General features: G+C 73.0%; 16 protein-coding genes. 7 read left to right on the top strand and 9 right to left on the bottom strand.

Annotated elements, in window-relative coordinates; all coding sequences use genetic code 11:
- Positions 1 to 17: 17 nt before the first annotated feature.
- The 3 genes from FH609_RS19585 to folP all read right to left on the bottom strand — a co-directional run bounded on the left by FH609_RS19585 (position 18) and on the right by folP (position 2,273).
- Positions 18 to 752 (bottom strand): hypothetical protein, encoded by a 735-nt coding sequence (locus tag FH609_RS19585; RefSeq protein ID WP_139669806.1) that lies wholly within the window; start codon positions 750 to 752, stop codon positions 18 to 20.
- Between the two features lie 118 nt (positions 753 to 870).
- Positions 871 to 1,386: a nuclear transport factor 2 family protein gene (locus tag FH609_RS19580; protein ID WP_139669804.1), complete on the bottom strand. Its 516-nt coding sequence runs from the start codon at positions 1,384 to 1,386 to the stop codon at positions 871 to 873.
- Complete coding sequence (gene folP, locus FH609_RS19575; protein WP_193317966.1) at positions 1,383 to 2,273, bottom strand: dihydropteroate synthase; 891 nt, start codon at positions 2,271 to 2,273, stop codon at positions 1,383 to 1,385. Before folP ends, FH609_RS19580 begins: the two co-directional genes overlap by 4 nt.
- A 360-nt stretch (positions 2,274 to 2,633) precedes the next feature.
- On the opposite strand from folP, the gene folB reads away from it, so the two are divergent.
- The 3 genes from folB (at position 2,634) to FH609_RS19560 (ending at position 4,188) form a co-directional block, all read left to right on the top strand.
- Entirely contained in the window at positions 2,634 to 2,993 is a 360-nt protein-coding gene (gene folB, locus FH609_RS19570) for a dihydroneopterin aldolase (RefSeq protein ID WP_139669915.1), read from the top strand.
- Positions 2,990 to 3,601, top strand: coding sequence for a 2-amino-4-hydroxy-6-hydroxymethyldihydropteridine diphosphokinase (gene folK, locus FH609_RS19565; RefSeq protein WP_139669802.1), 612 nt, complete (start codon positions 2,990 to 2,992; stop codon positions 3,599 to 3,601). The genes folB and folK overlap by 4 nt, the downstream gene beginning before the upstream one ends.
- Before the next feature lie 83 nt (positions 3,602 to 3,684).
- On the top strand, positions 3,685 to 4,188 hold the full coding sequence (locus FH609_RS19560) for a DUF3180 domain-containing protein (RefSeq protein WP_139669800.1): 504 nt from the start codon (positions 3,685 to 3,687) through the stop codon (positions 4,186 to 4,188).
- Between the two features lie 109 nt (positions 4,189 to 4,297).
- On the opposite strand, the gene FH609_RS19555 is transcribed toward FH609_RS19560, so the two are convergent.
- A complete protein-coding gene (locus FH609_RS19555; RefSeq protein WP_139669798.1) occupies positions 4,298 to 5,461 on the bottom strand; it encodes an ABC transporter ATP-binding protein in 1,164 nt (387 codons plus the stop codon).
- A gap of 41 nt (positions 5,462 to 5,502) precedes the next feature.
- Between FH609_RS19555 and FH609_RS19550 the strand changes: the two genes are divergently transcribed.
- From FH609_RS19550 to FH609_RS19535, 4 genes are all read left to right on the top strand, one after another.
- Positions 5,503 to 6,255 (top strand): ABC transporter permease, encoded by a 753-nt coding sequence (locus FH609_RS19550; protein ID WP_139669796.1) that lies wholly within the window; start codon positions 5,503 to 5,505, stop codon positions 6,253 to 6,255.
- A 22-nt stretch (positions 6,256 to 6,277) separates the two neighbouring features.
- Positions 6,278 to 7,030 (top strand): ABC transporter permease, encoded by a 753-nt coding sequence (locus FH609_RS19545; protein ID WP_139669794.1) that lies wholly within the window; start codon positions 6,278 to 6,280, stop codon positions 7,028 to 7,030.
- Positions 7,027 to 8,016, top strand: a complete 990-nt coding sequence (locus FH609_RS19540) for an ABC transporter substrate-binding protein (RefSeq protein WP_139669792.1) — start codon at positions 7,027 to 7,029, stop codon at positions 8,014 to 8,016. The genes FH609_RS19545 and FH609_RS19540 overlap by 4 nt, the downstream gene beginning before the upstream one ends.
- A 123-nt stretch (positions 8,017 to 8,139) precedes the next feature.
- Positions 8,140 to 8,814 carry a hypothetical protein gene (locus tag FH609_RS19535; RefSeq protein ID WP_139669790.1) on the top strand — a complete coding sequence of 225 codons (675 nt, stop codon included), beginning with the start codon at positions 8,140 to 8,142 and terminating at the stop codon, positions 8,812 to 8,814.
- Positions 8,815 to 10,385: 1,571 nt separating this feature from the next.
- Here FH609_RS19535 and folE read toward each other — a convergent pair.
- The 5 genes from folE to FH609_RS19510 all read right to left on the bottom strand — a co-directional run bounded on the left by folE (position 10,386) and on the right by FH609_RS19510 (position 16,597).
- A complete protein-coding gene (gene folE / locus FH609_RS19530) occupies positions 10,386 to 11,003 on the bottom strand; it encodes a GTP cyclohydrolase I FolE (protein WP_139669788.1) in 618 nt (205 codons plus the stop codon).
- A 147-nt stretch (positions 11,004 to 11,150) separates the two neighbouring features.
- A complete protein-coding gene (gene ftsH / locus FH609_RS19525; RefSeq protein WP_139669913.1) occupies positions 11,151 to 13,220 on the bottom strand; it encodes an ATP-dependent zinc metalloprotease FtsH in 2,070 nt (689 codons plus the stop codon).
- A 230-nt stretch (positions 13,221 to 13,450) separates the two neighbouring features.
- On the bottom strand, positions 13,451 to 14,005 hold the full coding sequence (gene hpt / locus FH609_RS19520; protein WP_193317965.1) for a hypoxanthine phosphoribosyltransferase: 555 nt from the start codon (positions 14,003 to 14,005) through the stop codon (positions 13,451 to 13,453).
- Between the two features lie 85 nt (positions 14,006 to 14,090).
- Positions 14,091 to 15,182: a tRNA lysidine(34) synthetase TilS gene (gene tilS / locus FH609_RS19515; protein WP_139669786.1), complete on the bottom strand. Its 1,092-nt coding sequence runs from the start codon at positions 15,180 to 15,182 to the stop codon at positions 14,091 to 14,093.
- Positions 15,183 to 15,409: 227 nt separating this feature from the next.
- Complete coding sequence (locus FH609_RS19510; RefSeq protein WP_139669785.1) at positions 15,410 to 16,597, bottom strand: zinc-dependent metalloprotease; 1,188 nt, start codon at positions 16,595 to 16,597, stop codon at positions 15,410 to 15,412.
- Positions 16,598 to 17,027: the final 430 nt, after the last annotated feature.

Below are 17,027 nucleotides of genomic sequence, written 5' to 3'. Positions count from 1 at the left end.
CGGGGCCCGGTCGGTCGTTACTCGGACCACCGGAAAGAAGCGGCAATGGCGTCGAACATCTGGACCTGGGCGTCCGCCAGCTCCTTCAGCGGTGCGCTGAACGTGAGCACCAGCCACGCGGTGGAGCGGGGCACCGGCAGGTAGAACTCCAGCAAGGTGTTGGGACGCTCTTTACTCTGTCCCAGTTCCCTTGAGTCCTCGCTGAGTTCCTCCCGGCGGCTGCGCACCGCCTCGCCCGAGGGAAGGGTGACCACGGTCACCTCGGCCGCGCCCTGGTAGCGGTCCCTGATGCCGTCGGCCAGCAGGGACGTGGGCAACTGCTGGGGCATCGCCGGGTTCTCGGGCTCGGCCGTCACCATGAGGCTGGCCGGGATCGGAATGCCGAGTTCCGCCTGGGTGGCCAGATAGATCTCGATGGCGTCGCGTTGGGCCGCGCTTTGGGTGACGTCGGTCAGCAGCTCACGCAACTCGTGCCGTTTCACGGCGAATTCGTCCCGGTTGGGATAGGCCATGTCCACCAGGATCTGAATGGCCCTGTTCCGCTTGGTCTCCGACCGCAGCGGGATGCGGAACCAGTCCGTCGGAGTGATCAGGTGATAACGCTTCGGAGGCCCGCCCCCGTCCTTGCCGCGCTTCTTCTCCCGGTCCTTCTCGGGCTGGTTGGCCCGGATTTCCGCCGGCTTTTCCCGCTCGGTCAGGCCGGCCCCGCCGTCGTTCCCCCCGAACGCCATGCGTTCCTCCGCCCGTGCCACGCGGAACTCCCGTCCGATCAGCCCCCGATACCGTTCTTTCGTTCCGCATCCAACCAGCAGGGCGCCCGGAAGGGAAGCTCGGGTCCGGCAGAACGACCCAGGGACCACTGACCGGTGGTCAGCCGATCCCGGTCAGCCCGCCGCCGCCCTCCTCGCGGTCGTCGGGCGGCACGCTCTCGCCGTCGGCGTCGTCCTCGTCGTCGGCGTCGTCCTGGTCGATCAGCACCGGCGAGCCGTGGTGCGACCAGACCCGCCACTCGCCGTCCTCGGCCCGGCGGAAGACGTTGGTGGCCACCACCAACCCGCCGACCAGCGGCCCCACTTCGCCCTCCGCCTCCGAGGGCCCGCCGCTGAGGATGTTCTCGGTGCAGGTCACCAGCGCCGTGTCGCCCACCACCGACACCTCGACATCGGTGAGGAAGAACTGGATGTAGTCGGTGTTGGCCATGATCAGCGCGTAGGAACGCAGCACCTCGGCCCGGCCGTTGATCACCGGCCAGCCCGGGTGCACCACGCTGATGTCGTCCATCAGCCAACGCTCCGTCAGGGCGTCCAGGTCGCCCCGTTCGATCGCGTCGTAGAGCGCCGTGTTGGCCGCCGCGACCGCCTCGATGTCGGTGCTCGCTCCGGTCATGCCGCTCCCTCCCCGCCGTCGACCGCCCGGCTGTTCGCCTCTTCGATGGCCCGGGCCACCCGGACGGCGTCCGCGCTGGCCCGTGCCTCGTGTACCCGCACCGCCCACGCGCCAGCCGCCGCCGCCAGCGCGGACACCGCCGCCGTCGCGGCGTCCCGCTCCCGCGCGGGCGGCGGCGTGCCGTCGGGGCCGGCCAGCACCCGCCCGAGGAACCTCTTGCGGGAGGCCGCGACCAGCAGCGGGAACGGCAGCTCGGCGCGGAGCCGGCCGAGCGCGGCCAGCAGCGTCAGGTCCTGCTCGGCCCGCTTGGCGAAGCCCAGTCCTGGGTCGACCACCAGCCGTTCCGGGGCGATCCCGCCGCCGACGGCGCCCTCGACGCTCTCCCGCAGCTCGGCGATCACCTCGCCGACCACGTCGGCGTAGACGGCCCGCTCGTTCATGTCGAGGCTCCGCCCGCGCCAGTGCATCACCACGAAGGGCACGGCGCGTTCGGCGACTAGCGGCACCATCGCCGGGTCGGCCCGGCCGCCGCTGACGTCGTTGACCAGCCGGGCGCCGGCCTCGATCGCGCGCTCGGCCACCGAGGCCCGCGTGGTGTCCACGCTGACCAGCGCGCCCCGGTCCACCAGCTCGCGCACCACCGGCACCACCCGGCGCAGCTCCTCCGCCTCGTCCACCCGGGTGGCCCCCGGGCGGGTCGACTCCCCGCCGACGTCGATCAGGTCGGCGCCCTCGGCCACCAGATCGAGCCCGCGTTTGACCGCCGACTCCGGATCGAACCACCGACCGCCGTCGGAGAACGAGTCCGGTGTGACGTTGACCACCCCCATCACCGCACAGCGGTCCCAGCGGGGCAGCCCTGTCACCTGGCCATGCGAGATGCTCATGGCACCAGGGTAGGCGCCGGTGGTCCCCGCGAAACCGGCGTTCACCGGCGTTCGACGGCCCGGAACCAGGCGTCCCGGCCGCCCCGGTGGGGAACAGGGCGGGCAGGGCCGAGCGCTGTCCCCCGTGCCGGCCGCCGGGCTCCGGCGGAGCGCCCGCCCGTCGCGGGTAGATTCGAACCCTCGGACGGGGAGCACCCGTACGGGCAGCCCCCGAACGGGCGGCCCAGGACCGGCGGCGGGCGAACGAACGGACGCCTCGGCGAGGTCCCGAGCACAGCGAGCACACGAACACACGAGCACAACGAGAACGCGAGACCGCTTGAACACGAGACCGCGAGTACGAGAGAGGGAGTGAGCACCGTGGACCGCATCGCGCTGCGCGGAGTGCGCGCCCAGGGCCACCACGGGGTCCTCCCCAGCGAACGCGCCGAGGGGCAGCCCTTCGTGGTGGACGTGGACCTCGGCGTCGACACCGGGCCGGCCGCCGCCGACGACGCGCTCGAACTGACCGTGGACTACGGGGTCGTGGCCGAACAGATCGTCGCCATCGTCGCCGGCGAGCCCTGCGACCTGCTGGAGACCCTGGCCCAGCGGCTCGCCGACCAGTGCCTGACGCACCCGGCGGTGGCCGAGGTCACCGTCACAGTGCACAAGCCCCGGGCCCCGATCACCGTGCCCTTCGACGACGTGACCATCACCATCAACCGGAGCCGAGCATGACCCCCAGCAACGCCGCCTCCTCCCCCGACCCGACCGTGCAGCCGGTGCCCGCCTCCGTGGTCCGACAGGTCGATGCCGCCGACTCCACGCTGCACAACCCCAAGCGCGCCGTGCTCTCCATCGGCGCCAACCTGGGCAACCGGCTGGAGAACCTCCAGGGCGCCGTCGACGCGCTGGAGGACACCCCGGGCGTCCGGGTCAAGGCCGTGTCGCGCATCTACGAGACCAGCCCCGTCGGCGTCCCCGAGGGCGAACAGCCCGACTACTTCAACGCCGTGGTCCTGGTGAAGACCACCCTGCCGCCGTCCTCGCTGCTGGAGCGGGCGCAGGCCATCGAGGAGGCGTTCGAGCGGGTGCGCGACGTGCGGTGGGGGCCGCGCACCCTGGACGTGGACATCGTCTCCTACCAGGGCGTGACCTCGGCCGAGCCGGCGCTCACCCTGCCCCATCCCCGGGCCCACGAGCGGGCCTTCGTCCTGGTGCCGTGGCACGATGTCGAGCCGGGGGCCGAGGTTCCCGGGCACGGGCCGCTGCGGGAGCTGCTGCCGACGGTCGAGCGGGCGGGCGTGCGCCTCCGCGACGACCTGACGCTGGTGCTCCCCGACTAGGGGACCCGGCTCGGCTTTCGGGGGCGCGCCGTCGGGGCCGGGGCGCGGCAGAGGAACGACATGGACGAGGGGCGAGCGGAGCGGTGAACCAACTGCGGATCGGGACGCTGGCGGGGCTGTTCGCCGCCGCGTTCGGCCTGTGCTGGGCGGGGGCCGGACTGTGGGACTCGATGGGCAACACGCTGCCGGCCGTTCCCCTCTTCGCACCCGTGATCCTGGCGCTGATCGCCGCCGTGCTGCTGGCCACGGCGCTCTCGCTGCGCTCCCGGCTGCGCGCGCTGCGCGAACGGCGGCCCGACGCCCGGCCCGTCGACCGGCTGAGCGCGGCCAGGGCCGTGGTCTTCGGGCAGGCCAGCGGCCTGGTGTCGGCGCTGGTGGCCGGGGCGTACGGCGGGTTCGGGCTGTTCCTGCTGCTGGAGCGCATGGAGGTGCCCAACCGCAGGGACCAGGCGCTCTACGCCGGGCTCGCGGTGGTCGCCGGCGTCGCGGTGGTCGCCGCCGCGCTCTATCTGGAGCGGGTCTGCCGGCTGCCGGACGGGGACGGCGACGACGACGAGCCGGGCGGCCCGATGCGCTCCCCGATCTGATCAGCGTGCCGCGGGGGCGCTCGTGCCCAACGGGCCCTCGTTCCGAACGGGCCCTCGTCCCCAACGGGCCCTCGTCCCCAACGCGCCCTCGTTCCGAACGGCCCGGGCCTCAGGCCCCGCTGACCGACTCCAGCTCCACCTCGGCCCGCTCCACCGAGCGGGTGTCGGCGTCGATGGAACGCCGCAGCGCCTCGTGCAGCGTGGTCGGCGTGAGCACGCCCAACAGCCGGTCCTCCTCGTCCAACACCGCTATCCAGCCGGCGTCGTACTGGAGCATCGTGGCGAACGCGCTCTTCAGCGAGGAGCCCAACGGCAGCCACGCGTCCATCCGTCGCGCGTGCTCCGCCACCGTGCCGCTCACCGGACCGGACCGTTCCGCCACCGAGACCCAGCCGTGCAGCACGTCGTTCTCGTCCAGCACCACGGCCCAGCGCACGCCCTCGGCCCGCATCCGCTCCTGGGCGGTGGCCATCGCGTCGGACAGGTGCACCACGGGCGGCTGCTCCAGGTCGCCGCGCTCCACCGGGGTCACCGACAGCCGCTTCAGGCCCCGGTCGCTGCCGACGAACGAGGCGACGTAGTCCGTGGCCGGCGCGCCCAACACGGCGGCCGGGGAGTCGTACTGCTCGACCCGGCCCTGGCCGAAGACCGCGATCCGGTCGCCGAGCCGCACGGCCTCCTCGATGTCGTGGGTGACGAAGAGCACCGTCTTGCGGACCTCGCGCTGAAGCCGCAGGAACTCGTTCTGGAGCCGCTCCCGCACCACCGGGTCCACCGCGCCGAACGGCTCGTCCATCAGCAGCACCGGCGGGTCGGCGGCCAGCGCCCTGGCCACCCCGACGCGCTGCCGCTGCCCGCCGGAGAGCTGGTCGGGGTAGCGGCCGCCGTAGACGGCCGGGTCCAGGCCGACCAGTTCGAGCAGCTCGGCGGCGCGCTGCCGGGCGGCCTTCCGGCCCCGGCCCAGCAGCACGGGCACGGTCGCGGTGTTGTCGAGCACGGTGCGGTGCGGGAAGAGGCCGACCTGCTGGATCACATAGCCGATCCGGCGCCGCAGCTTCACCGGGTCGACGCCGGCGATGTCCTCGCCGGCGAGCAGGATGCGGCCGGATGTGGGCTCCTCCAGCCGGTTGACCAGCTTCATCGTGGTCGTCTTGCCACAGCCGGACGGGCCGACCAGCGTGACCAACTCACCCTCGGCAACCTCGAAGTCGAGGTCGTCCACGGCCACCGTGCCGTTGGGATAGCGCTTGGAGACGTGTTCGAACCGCAACATGTTCATGATTCTGTCAGGTTAACCGTCTAGGGTGCTGGAACATGAGTGCGGCAACCGCCCAGAGCTGTCTGGCGGCCAACGACTGGATCTGCGGAGAGTATCTGCGCAGTCGCAGTGACGAGTTGACCGAGGCCACCATCGACCATGTGGTGATCACGGCCACCTCGGTGGGCATCGCGGTGCTCCTCGCGTTCCCGCTGGCCCTGCTGGCCCGCCGGTGGCGGCTGGCCTCCGCCGGCATCCTCGGCGCCACCACCGTGCTCTACACCATCCCCACGCTCGCCATGTACGCGCTGCTGCTGCCGATCTTCGGGATCTCGGTCTCGCTGGTGATCTGCGGCCTGGTGCTGTACTCGCTGACCATCCTGGTGCGCAACGTCCTCACCGGCCTCCGCTCGGTGCCGGCCGAGGCGCGCGAGGCGGCCGTCGGCCTGGGCTACGGCCGGGCCCGGCTGCTGTTCACCGTCGAACTGCCGCTGGCGCTCCCGGCGTTGATGGCCGGCCTGCGGATCGCCACCGTCTCGGCGGTCTCGCTGACCACCGTCGGCGCCATCGTGGACAACGGCGGCCTGGGGAACCTGATCTACTCCGCGATGGACAGCTACTTCAAAGCCCAGGTGCTGACCGCCTCGGTGCTCTGCGTGCTGCTGGCCATCGCCGCCGACCTGCTGCTGCTCGGGCTCCAGCGCCTGCTCACCCCGTGGACCAGGGCCGCCGGCGGCGGCCGCAGGGCCCGCAGGGCGGCCGGCGCCGAGGTGCGCGACACGGTCCTCGACCAGCGGGCCACGGCGTGAGGCCCGGGGAGGGAACGCGCTGATGAACGCGATCGTCGACGCCTGGGCGTGGCTGACCACCGCCGACCACTGGTCGGGACGGGGCGGCGTGTGGCAGCGGCTGACCGAGCACCTCCAGCTCACCGGCCTCTGCCTGCTGATCTCGGCCGCCGTCGCGCTGCCCCTGGCCGCCTGGCTCGGGCACGGCGGCGGGCGGCGGTTCGGCGGCGCGCTGGCCATCAACATCTCCAACGCCGGCCGCGCCGTCCCCACCTTCGCGGTGCTGGTGCTGCTCACCATCAGCCCGGTCGGCGAACACGGGGACGCCCCCACCATCATCGCCCTGGTCCTCTTCGGGGTGCCGCCGCTGCTCACCAACGCCTACGTCGGGATCGCCGAGGCCGACCGGGACGTGGTGGAGGCCGCCAGGGGCATGGGCATGTCCCCGTTCCAACTGCTGTTCCGGGTGGAACTCCCGCTCGCCTACCCGCTGTTGATGACGGGGCTCCGCACGGCGGCGGTGCAGCTGGTGGCCACCGCGTCGCTCGCCGCGCTGGCCGGCGGCGGCGGCCTCGGCCGGATCATCACCGCCGGCTTCGACACCAACAACACGGCGCAGGTCTTCGCCGGCGCCGTCCTGGTCGCCGGCCTGGCCCTGCTGGTGGAGGGCGCGCTCGCGCTGCTCCAGCGGCTGACCGACCCCCACCGCCGCCCGAACCGGCCAGCGCCCGAGAACGAACGGCCCACGGCGTCCCACCGCCCGGCCACGACCACACCTGAGATGGAGACCACGTGACCGCGACACCCACCACCGGCGCGGCCCGCCGCGCCCGGCTCACCCTCGCCGGGCTCGCCGCCCTCACCCTCGCCCTCACCGCCTGCGGCGGGGAGAGCCTGGAGGAGAACGAATCCGGCGGCTCCGGCTCCGAGGGCAGCGGCGACAAGGGCTCGGTGACCGTCGGCGGCGCCAGCTTCACCGAGGCGACGCTGATGGCCGAGCTGTACGCCGGCGTGCTGGAGGAGGCCGGCTACTCCGTCTCCATCACCAACGTCGACAGCCGCGAGCTGTACGAGCCCGAGCTGGAGAACGGCGGCATCGACGTCGTCCCCGAGTACGCGGCGACGCTGGCCGAGTTCCTCAACACCGACTTCAACGGCCCGGACGCCGAGCCCGTCGCCTCCGCCGACGTCGAGCCGACCGTGGCCGCGCTCCGCGAGCTGGCCGAGCCCAGGGGCCTGACCGTGCTGGACGCGGGCGAGGCCGCCATCCAGAACGCGTTCGCCGTCTCCGAGGAGTTCGCGACGGAGAACGACCTGACCACCCTCACCGATCTGGGTGAACTCGGCGAGCCGATCCGGCTGGCCGCCGGCGAGGACTGCCCCCAGCGGCCGTTCTGCGAACCGGGGTTGGAGAACACCTACGGCATCGACATCACCGAGATCGTCCCGCTCGGCGTCGGCACCGTGCAGAGCAAGCAGGCCGTCGAGCGCGGCGAGGCCGAGATGGCGCTGACCTCCACGACGGACGCCGTGCTGGGGGACTTCGGCCTGGTGACCCTGGAGGACGACCAGAACCTCCAGCAGGCGGACAACCTGCTGCCGGTCCTCAACACCGACAGCCTCGGCGAGGAGCAGGACGCCATCGCCGCGCTGGAGGAGCTGACCGCGACCCTCACCACCGACCAACTGCGGGAGATGACCCGCGCGGTGGTCTCCGAGCGCGAGAAGGCGGAGGACGTCGCCCAGGCCTACCTGGTCGAGCAGGGGCTCGTCAGCGAGTGACGCCCACGGGCCCGCGCCCGGCGCGCGCGGGCCCGACCCGCCGCCCCGATCCCGGATAACCGACCGGGCACAACCCGCCGGTCACCCTCCCGCGCGCCCTTCGCGCCACGGTAGGTTGCGACCATGGCACGTGGACGTCACCGCAAGCAGGCGCTGCACAGGGTGCTGCTTCCCGCCTCGCTGGCCGCGCTCGCGCTCGCCAGCGCCGGCGCGGCCTGGCTCGTCGGTGACGAGGAGGCGCTGATCCTGCGCTCGTTGACCGCCGTGGCCGCGCTGGCCGCCGTGGCCGCGGCCGTGGCGCTCCGCCGCTGGGACCTGGCGGCCGGCCGCCAGGTCGCGCGCGAACGCGCCGGCCGGGCCGGCCTCGCCTGGAAGGTCGAGGAGCGGCAGGCCGAACTGGAGGAGGCGCAGGAACTCGTCGCCACCCTGGAGGCCAAGGTCACCGACAAGCGCGCCGAGTTGGGGAAGCTCCGCTCGGAACACGCGGCGCTGCTGCGCCGCTACGCCACGGCGGAGAGCGAACGGGCCAAGGCCCTGGAGGGTCGGCGGCTGTTGGCCCTGGAGGCCGCCGAGCCGGCGAAGGCGCTGCCGGCCAGGGCCGCCGACCACCGCACGGCGGGCGGCGCCCCGACGCCGCTCACCTACCGGCAGGCGTACGAGGCGCTGAGCCACCTCTCCCGGCACGTGGCCCGCCAACGCGCGGAGCGCGAGGCCCTCCGCCCCGCGCCCGAGCCCCAGGCGCTCCAGCCCCCGCCCCAACGCACCGCCGGCTTCGACTTCTTCGGCCGCGCCCGCTGAGCCAGCCAGCCCCTTGCCGGGGGTTTTTCCCCCACCCACCCGCCCCCTCGCGCGCCGTTGGGCTACCACCCGTCGGCCGTCCGCCCGCCGGGAGGCGTTGGCGCTGCGCGGCGCGGGGACGCCACACGCCGGGAGGCCCTGCGGCTGAGGGCCCTGAGCCCGCGCGGCGCGCGGGTGCCACGGCACGCCCGCGGTCGGGGGCCTCCACCCACCGGGGGCGGCGCACGCGGCGACGGCGCTCGCCCCTGGCGTCGCCCCACACGGGGGCGGACCACCCGGCCACCAGACAACGTTCCCCATCGGACCGGACCGCCACCGGGCAACGTTCCCCATCGGACCGGACCGCCACCGGGCAACGTTCCCCACGGGGGCAAGGCGCCCACGGTCAGGGGACTCACCCACCGGAGGCGGCGCGCCAGCGACGGGGGCACTCGCCCCTGGGCGGCACCCCACACCGGGCTGGGCTCCCCAAGCCACCGGGCAACGTTCCCCACGGTGCGAGGTGCCCACGGTCAGGGGGCTCACCCACCGGAGGCAGCGCGCCCTGGGGCGGCACACCCACGGTCACAGGGACATCCGCCCGCCGGGGGCGGCGCGCCCGCCCGGCGAAGGCGCTCGCCCCGGGCAGCGCCCCACACCGGGGCGGACCGCCCAACCGCCGGGCAACGTTCCCCACGGGGGCAAAGCGCCCACGGTCAGGGAGCTCACCCGCCGGAGGCGGCGTCACGTCGGTGGGCGCTGCGCTGACGCGACCGAACGCCGCGCGCCGGGCGCCAACTCCCGCTTGGGGGTCCCCGGAGCGCCCTCGGGGGCGAGATGCCGCAGGGACGACGGCGTGCCCGGGACACCGACTCCGCACCGGGCGGACGGAAGCTCACGCGGTATGGACGCCAGGAGCCGCCGGCCCGCAGGGTGCCTCGGCAGCCACCGGCGCGCAACGTTCAAGCGCCGGGCGGGATGCACGCGGAGCGTGGCCGCGCCGAGTCGGATGCGGCGCCCCGGCCGGCCCCGCCACGCGCTCCTCACCCCGGACTACGCGCGCCAGGGCCGCTCCGCTCGGGCGGACATCCAGGACGACAACGCCCGCCCGCTCAGCGGCCGTCCGCCCGGTCATCGTTGCGCCCCCGGGCACGCTTACCGCTCCACGGAGTCGACCCGTCAGCACACACCCGCCCCCTGCGGGCTGCGCCCGCAGGGGCAACGGCCCGACCCTGGAATGCCGCACACGATCAACGTTCCGTCCCCGGCGGATGCCGAGCCCGCGCAACGCCCCGCCCCCCGGGCACAGTTGACGTCCCGGGGGCAGTGCCCTAGGCAGGGACCACGTTCCTCGCGAATGCCCCGCCACCGGCGAACCCGGGCACCCCCGGGCGCAGCCCGCAGGCGCAACCGCCGCCCGCAGGGCAACGACCGCCCACCGGGCAAAGGCCGCCCGCAGGGCAACGCCCCCGGCAGGGACGCCCGCCGCAGGCGACCAGGGGCGGGCGGGTGGGGGACAACCCCCACGCCAACCGCACCGCGCGCGCACCGCGCCGCGCGTCCCCGAAAGGCCAGCACCCAGCGCCCAGCGTCTACCGGGACAGAATCAGACTCATCGCCTCGGCCCGCGTCGCCGGGTCACGCAACTGCCCCCGCACCGCCGACGTCGTCGTCTTCGCGCCCGGCTTGCGCACTCCGCGCATCGTCATGCACATGTGCTCGCACTCCACCACCACGATCACCCCGCGCGGCTCCAGGATGCGCATCATGGAGTCCGCGACCTGGGTCGTCAGCCGCTCCTGCACCTGCGGGCGGCGGGCGAAGACGTCGACCAGGCGGGCCAGCTTCGAAAGACCGGTGATCTTGCCGCTGCTGGCCGGGATGTAGCCGATGTGCGCGACCCCCACGAACGGCACCAGGTGGTGCTCGCAGGAGGACATCACCTCGATGTCCTTGACCAGCACCATCTCGTCGTGGCCCAGGTCGAACGTCGTGGTCAGCACGTCCTCGGGTCGCTGCCAGAGCCCGGCGAATATCTCCCGGTAGGCCCTGGCCACCCGCGCCGGGGTGTCCCGCAGCCCTTCGCGGTCCGGGTCCTCGCCCACGGCGAGGAGGAGTTCCCTGATGGCGTTCTCGGCGCGCTTCTCGTCGAACTCGCCGATCGGCCCCGGTGCGGACTCCCCGCCCGTCAACGTCACCGGGTCAGTCATACCGTTCCCCGTTCCTCGTTCCTCGTGACGGCAGGCCCTCCGAACAGGACCGCGCCCCTCACCCTAGAACGTGAGGGGCGCGACGGGCATTCCGGACCGATCGGCGATACCGAACAGCGATACCCAACGGCGGGAGCGGGCCGGCGGTCAGTCCTCCGGCCTGGGCTCGGGCGACTTGTCCAGCGGGGACTGGCCGCCGCTCTCCAGGCCGGCGCCGCTGGCGGCGCCGTTGCTCGCGCCGCCGCTCGCGCCGTTGGTGGCACCGTTGGCGGAGCCGTTGGCCATGCTGATCTCCTTGGTGGGGAAGGTCACCGGCGGCCTGGTCGAGGGGGCGCGGCGGGTGGAGCCCGTCCACGCGGGGCGCGGCGGACGCTTGACCACCGGCCGGAACACCTCGGCCAGCTCCTCCTTGTTGAGCGTCTCCTTCTCCAGCAGCGCGAGCACCAGGTTGTCCAGGACGTCCCGGTTCTCCACGAGGATCTCCCACGCCTCGTTGTGCGCGGACTCGATCAGCTTCTTGACCTCCTCGTCCACCAGCCCGGCGACCTCCTCGGAGTAGTCGCGCTGGTGGCTCATCTCCTTGCCCAGGAACGGCTCGGAGTTGTCGCTGCCGAACTTGATCGCGCCCAGCCGCTCGGTCATGCCGTACTGGGTGACCATGGCGCGGGCCGTGGAGGTGGCCTTCTCGATGTCGTCGCCGGCGCCGGTCGTCGGGTCGTGGAAGACCAGCTCCTCGGCGGCCCTGCCGCCCATCATGTACGCCAGGCGGTCCAGCATCTCGTTCCGCGTGGTGGAGTACTTGTCCTCCTCGGGCAGCACCATGGTGTAGCCCAGGGCGCGGCCCCTGGAGAGGATGGTCACCTTGTGCACCGGGTCGCTGTTGGGCGAGGCGGCGGCCACCAGGGCGTGTCCGCCCTCGTGGTACGCGGTGATCATCTTCTCCTTCTGGCTCATGATCCGGGTGCGCTTCTGCGGCCCGGCCACGACGCGGTCGATCGCCTCGTCGAGGAACTTGTTGTCGATCAGCTTGGCGTTGCCCCGGGCGGCCAGCAGCGCGGCCTCGTTGAGCACGTTGTTCAGGTCGGCGCCGGTGAAGCCGGGCGTGCGGCGGGCCACGGCGGCCAGGTCCACGTCGGGGGCGACGGGCTTGCCCTTCTGGTGGACCTTGAGGATCTCCAGGCGGCCCTGCATGTCGGGCCGGTCCACGGCGATCTGCCGGTCGAAGCGGCCCGGGCGCAGCAGCGCCGGGTCCAGGATGTCCGGGCGGTTGGTGGCGGCGATCAGGATGACGCCGCCCTTGACGTCGAAGCCGTCCATCTCGACGAGCAGCTGGTTGAGCGTCTGCTCCCGCTCGTCGTGGCCGCCGCCCATGCCGGCGCCGCGGTGGCGGCCGACCGCGTCGATCTCGTCGACGAAGACGATCGCCGGGGCGTTCGCCTTGGCCTGCTCGAAGAGGTCACGGACCCGGGAGGCGCCGACGCCGACGAACATCTCGACGAAGTCCGAGCCGGAGATGGAGTAGAACGGCACCCCGGCCTCGCCGGCCACCGCGCGGGCCAGCAGGGTCTTGCCGGTGCCGGGCGGGCCGTAGAGCAGCACGCCCTTGGGGATCTTGGCGCCCACGGCCTGGAACTTGGCGGGCTCCTGGAGGAACTCCTTGATCTCCTGAAGCTCCTCCACCGCCTCGTCCGAGCCGGCGACGTCGTCGAACGTGGTCTTGGGGGTGTCCTTGGTGATCAGCTTGGCCTTGGACTTCCCGAAGTTCATCACCCGGGAGCCGCCGCCCTGCATCTGGTTCATCAGGAACAGGAAGACGACGATGATCAGGAGGAACGGGAGGATGGACAGCAGCATCCCGACGAACGGGTTCTGCGACTTGGGCGAGACGGTGTACCCGTCGGCCAGCCGGTCGTCCTGGAACCGCGCCTGAAGGGTCTGGGCGAGGTCCTCACCCTGGCCGTCGATGTAGTTGGCCTGGACCTTGTCGCTGCCCTCGATCTCCTGGCCCTCGGCCAGCTCGATCCTGATCGTCTGCTCGTCGCCGGTGGTGAGTTCGGCCGACCTGACCTGGTTCTGGTTGATCGCCTGAACGACCTCGCCGGTGTCCACCTTCTTGTAGCCCTCGGACGAGCTGAACACCTGCATCAGCAGAATGACGGCGAGGACGGCCAGCACGATCCACATCACTGGCCCACGGAAATAGCGCTTCACGTCTATCCATACGGGGCGGCGCGGCCCCGTCCCTCCTGCCACGTAGAGGCACAGCCGCTCCCGGACGGGCTCTGCTGTGCGCGCGGTGTCCTAGTGTCGGCCGATCTGCGCCCGGCCTTGACTCAGCTGAGCTGTACAACGCGACGGTACCCCAGTACGACCGCTCAGCGCTGCCGGGCATCGGGCACCGATCGTCTCCCCCTGCTCAACGGTGGGGAACCGGGCGGTGTTCCCGTTCACTCCCCGTAAACGTGCGGGGCGAGCGTGCCGACGAAGGGCAGGTTGCGGTACTTCTCCGCGTAGTCGAGGCCGTAGCCCACCACGAACTCGTTGGGGATGTCGAAGCCGACCCACTCCACGTCGATGTCGACCTTGGCCGCGTCCGGCTTGCGCAGCAGCGAACAGATCCGCAGTGAGGCCGGCTGGCGGGAGCCCAGGTTGGACAGCAGCCAGGAGAGGGTCAGCCCGGAGTCGATGATGTCCTCGACGATCAGCACATGGCGACCGGCGATGTCCGTGTCGAGGTCCTTCAGGATGCGCACCACGCCGGAGGACTGGGTGCCCGCGCCGTAGGAGGACACCGCCATCCAGTCCATGGTGACGGGGGTGGACAGGGCGCGCGCGAGGTCGGCCATGACCATCACCGCGCCCTTGAGCACCCCGACCAGCAGCAGGTCCTGGCCCGCGTATCTGGCGTCGATCTCGGCGGCCAACTCCCCGAGCCTGGCATCGATCTGTTCCCTGGTGATGAGCACCGACTCCAGGTCGGCCCCCAGATCTGACTCTCGCACCCGTGCCACTGCTCTCTACTGGCCCTACTGCCTGTCACTGTCCGTCGGCGGCGGTCGCCGCCCGACGGCTTCGCTCTGTTCGGCTCTACTCGGCAGATCTCCCCGGCGTGACCGCCGAACCGTCGGCCCATCGGTTCGCCTGCTGGAGGACAAGTCTGCCACCCTGCCTGCTGGCCTCGACGCGGCCCGGCAGGTTCAGCGGACTCTGGCCGCGCCAGGCGGTGATCAGCCGGTCCGTCTCCTCGATGTGGCGGGCGAAGAGCGAGCCGGCCGGGGCGCCGGCCGCGATGGCGGCCCGGCGCAGCACCCGGCGGCGGACGGCGGGCGGCAGGCCGCGCAGCGCGGCGATCTCCAGGGTGCCGTCGGGGCGGGTGGCGGCGCGCTCCGCCTCCCTGGCCCAGTCGTCGAGCGCGTCGGCGTCGTCCCGGGAGAGCTGGGCCGTGCGGGCGAGGGCCTCGACGACGCCCCGGCCGAGGGCCTTCTCCAGCACGGGCAGCGCCTCGTGGCGCACCCGGGACCTGGTGAAGCTGGGGTCGGAGTTGTGCGGGTCGTCCCAGACGGGGATCGACTGGACCAGGCAGGCCCTGCGGGTCGTCTGCCGGTCGACGCTCAGGAACGGGCGGCGGTAGCGGGGGGCGGACCCTCCGGCGTGGGCCGGGCCGCCGCCCAGGCCGGCGAAGGCGGCGGCCATGCCGGCGAGCGAGCGGGTGCCGGAGCCCCTGGCCAGCCCGAGCAGAACGGTCTCGGCCTGGTCGTCCCTGGTGTGGCCGAGGAGAACGGCGACCGCGCCGTGGCGTTCGGCGGCGGCGTCCAGTGCGGCGTAGCGGGCCGTGCGGGCGGCGGCCTCCGGGCCACCGGCGTGGCCCACGGTGACGGAGCTGCGCTCCACCGGGTCGAGGCCCAACTCGGCGAGCCGCTCGGCGACTTCGCGGGCCCGGACGTCGGAGTCCGGCTGGAGGCCGTGGTCGACGGTGACGCCTCCGGCGCGCAGGCCGCAGCGCGGGGCCTCGAAGGCGAGCGCGGAGGCGAGGGCCATCGAGTCGGCGCCACCTGAGCAGGCCACCAGCACCAGGGGCGGGGGCCCGGCGGGGAAGGGCGAGCCGACGTCGTGACGAATGTCGTGCAACACGCGGCGGACCGCCAGGCGTATCGCGGCGACCGCGGGATGGGGACCCATGTCCGAATCACTTCTTTCCGGAGAGTGGCACAGGAGAGCCTCGCGCAGACTGTCACGCAGGGTGCGTAAATGGTGACAGAGAAGGGCTGTTACCCGAGCATCGCACGCCATCCCGGAGGCCACGGTCCCTCATACGAGTGATTCGGGCTCGTTCCTGGAACCGGACGCCGCTACCGGAACCGGCCGCCGGTTCCCGGCGTGGGACCGTCGGCGGCCGGGCGGCGGGCTCAGGCCGCCCCGTCGCCCGGCAGGTCCCGGTGCCCGTGGACCCGGGCCAGCCAGCGCTCGGGATCGGCGATCTCGTCCTTGGTCGGCAGGGTGTTGGGCGAGGTCCACACCTTGTTGAAGCCGTCCATCCCGGTGCGCTCCACGACCGTGCGGACGAAGCGCTCGCCGTCCTTGTACTGCCGGAGCTTGGCGTCCAGGCCCAACAGCCGGCGCAGCGCCCGGTCCAGCCGGCCAGCGCCGGTCTCCCGGCGCCGGGTGAACTTCTCCCTGATCTCGCCGACCGAGGGCACCACGTCGGGCCCGACCGCGTCCATCACATGGTCGGCGTGCCCCTCCAGCAGCGACATCACGGCGGTCAGCCGCTCCAGGATCTCCCGCTGCCTGGGGGTCTGCACCAGGTCGACGATGCCGAGGCCGCCGTTCTCCTCGGCCGGCGCCACGACCGGCTCCTCCGGCACGGTCTCGCGCGCGGCGTCCTGCCCGTTCCGCCCGGTCAGCGCGCCGAACGCCTGCCGCACCCGTTCGACCAGGGTCGCGGGGTCGACGTCGGCCTCGGCGAGGAACGCCTGGATCTCGCTCTCCAGGTGGTCGCGGAGCCAGGGCACGGCGGTGAACTGGGTGCGGTGGGTCTCCTCGTGCAGGCAGACCCAGAGCCGGAAGTCGTGCGGGCGGACGTCGAGTTCGCGCTCCACCTGCACGATGTTGGGCGCCACCAGCAGCAGCCGACCAGCCCGCGCGCCTGGGCCGCCGGCCGGCAGCCCGGTGGTGGCCGGCGCGAAGGTCTCGTACTGGCCCAGCACCCGGGAGGAGAGGAACGACAGCAGCATCCCGACCTCGACGCCGGTGACCTTGCCGCCGACGGCGGTCAGCATCCCGCCGGCCGGGGAGGCCGAGCGGCGCTCCCGCATCCGCGCCATCAACGGCTGGAGCACCTCGCGGAAGCCGGCCACGTTGGCCTTGATCCAGCCGGGGCGGTCGACGACGAGCACCGGGGTGTCCAACGGGCCCGAGTCCAGCCGGGTGTAGGCGCGGACATGCCCCTCGGCCGCCGTCGCGTGGGCCCGCAGCTCGGCGACCACGGCTCGCGCCTCGTCCCGGCTCACCTCCGGGCCCTGCCGCGCGAAGCGGGTCGCCGTGGAAACCGCGAGGTTCCAGTCCACCAGGTCGGTACCGCCGAGGCTCGTCATGCCGTCAACGGTACGGTGCCCGCGCGGCAAGCGGATAGGCCACGGGGTCCGGTGGTGGACGGGGGCCGGGCGTCGGGGCGGGCGCGCGGTCGGGTGCGGTCGGGTGGTGAACGGGGTGGTGAACGGGCGGCGCGCGCTCCGCCCGGGGGCTTAGGCCGTGGGGCGAAGGTCGGCGGCGGGAGATCAGCCCGGGGGCTGATGACGGAGGGTGAGCGCTGGGCGCAGGATGGTGACTGCCGGTGAGGAGTCACCGGGGCCCGGGACGCCGGGCCAGCACCGCCACCTTCGCCGCCGCTGAAAAGGAGCCGCCCGCATGTCCGTGCCATACCCGCCGTTGCCGTTTCCGCTGGCCGTCCTGGCCCTGCTCTCCGTTCTGCTGTCGCTGCCCTCGCTGGCGTTCCTGCCCGTCGCGTCCACCTGCGGCTTCGCC

It is taken from the genome of Streptomyces sp. 3MP-14, assembly GCF_006334905.2.
GTDB lineage: Bacteria > Actinomycetota > Actinomycetes > Streptomycetales > Streptomycetaceae > Streptomyces > Streptomyces triticirhizae.
Note: the sequence above shows the minus strand (reverse complement) of the source record. Positions and strands in the feature narration are given on the sequence as shown.

Bases quoted from the DNA above. Each gene is read 5' to 3' on its own strand.
- FH609_RS19510 (WP_139669785.1), bottom strand. From the start codon at position 16,597: ATGACGAGCCTCGGCGGTACCGACCTGGTGGACTGGAACCTCGCGGTT.
- FH609_RS19555 (WP_139669798.1), bottom strand. From the start codon at position 5,461: ATGTTGCGGTTCGAACACGTCTCCAAGCGCTATCCCAACGGCACGGTG.
- folP (WP_193317966.1), bottom strand. From the start codon at position 2,273: ATGAGCATCTCGCATGGCCAGGTGACAGGGCTGCCCCGCTGGGACCGC.
- FH609_RS19545 (WP_139669794.1), top strand. From the start codon at position 6,278: ATGAACGCGATCGTCGACGCCTGGGCGTGGCTGACCACCGCCGACCAC.
- FH609_RS19535 (WP_139669790.1), top strand. From the start codon at position 8,140: ATGGCACGTGGACGTCACCGCAAGCAGGCGCTGCACAGGGTGCTGCTT.
- folK (WP_139669802.1), top strand. From the start codon at position 2,990: ATGACCCCCAGCAACGCCGCCTCCTCCCCCGACCCGACCGTGCAGCCG.
- FH609_RS19580 (WP_139669804.1), bottom strand. From the start codon at position 1,386: ATGACCGGAGCGAGCACCGACATCGAGGCGGTCGCGGCGGCCAACACG.
- FH609_RS19550 (WP_139669796.1), top strand. From the start codon at position 5,503: ATGAGTGCGGCAACCGCCCAGAGCTGTCTGGCGGCCAACGACTGGATC.
- folE (WP_139669788.1), bottom strand. From the start codon at position 11,003: ATGACTGACCCGGTGACGTTGACGGGCGGGGAGTCCGCACCGGGGCCG.
- tilS (WP_139669786.1), bottom strand. From the start codon at position 15,182: ATGGGTCCCCATCCCGCGGTCGCCGCGATACGCCTGGCGGTCCGCCGC.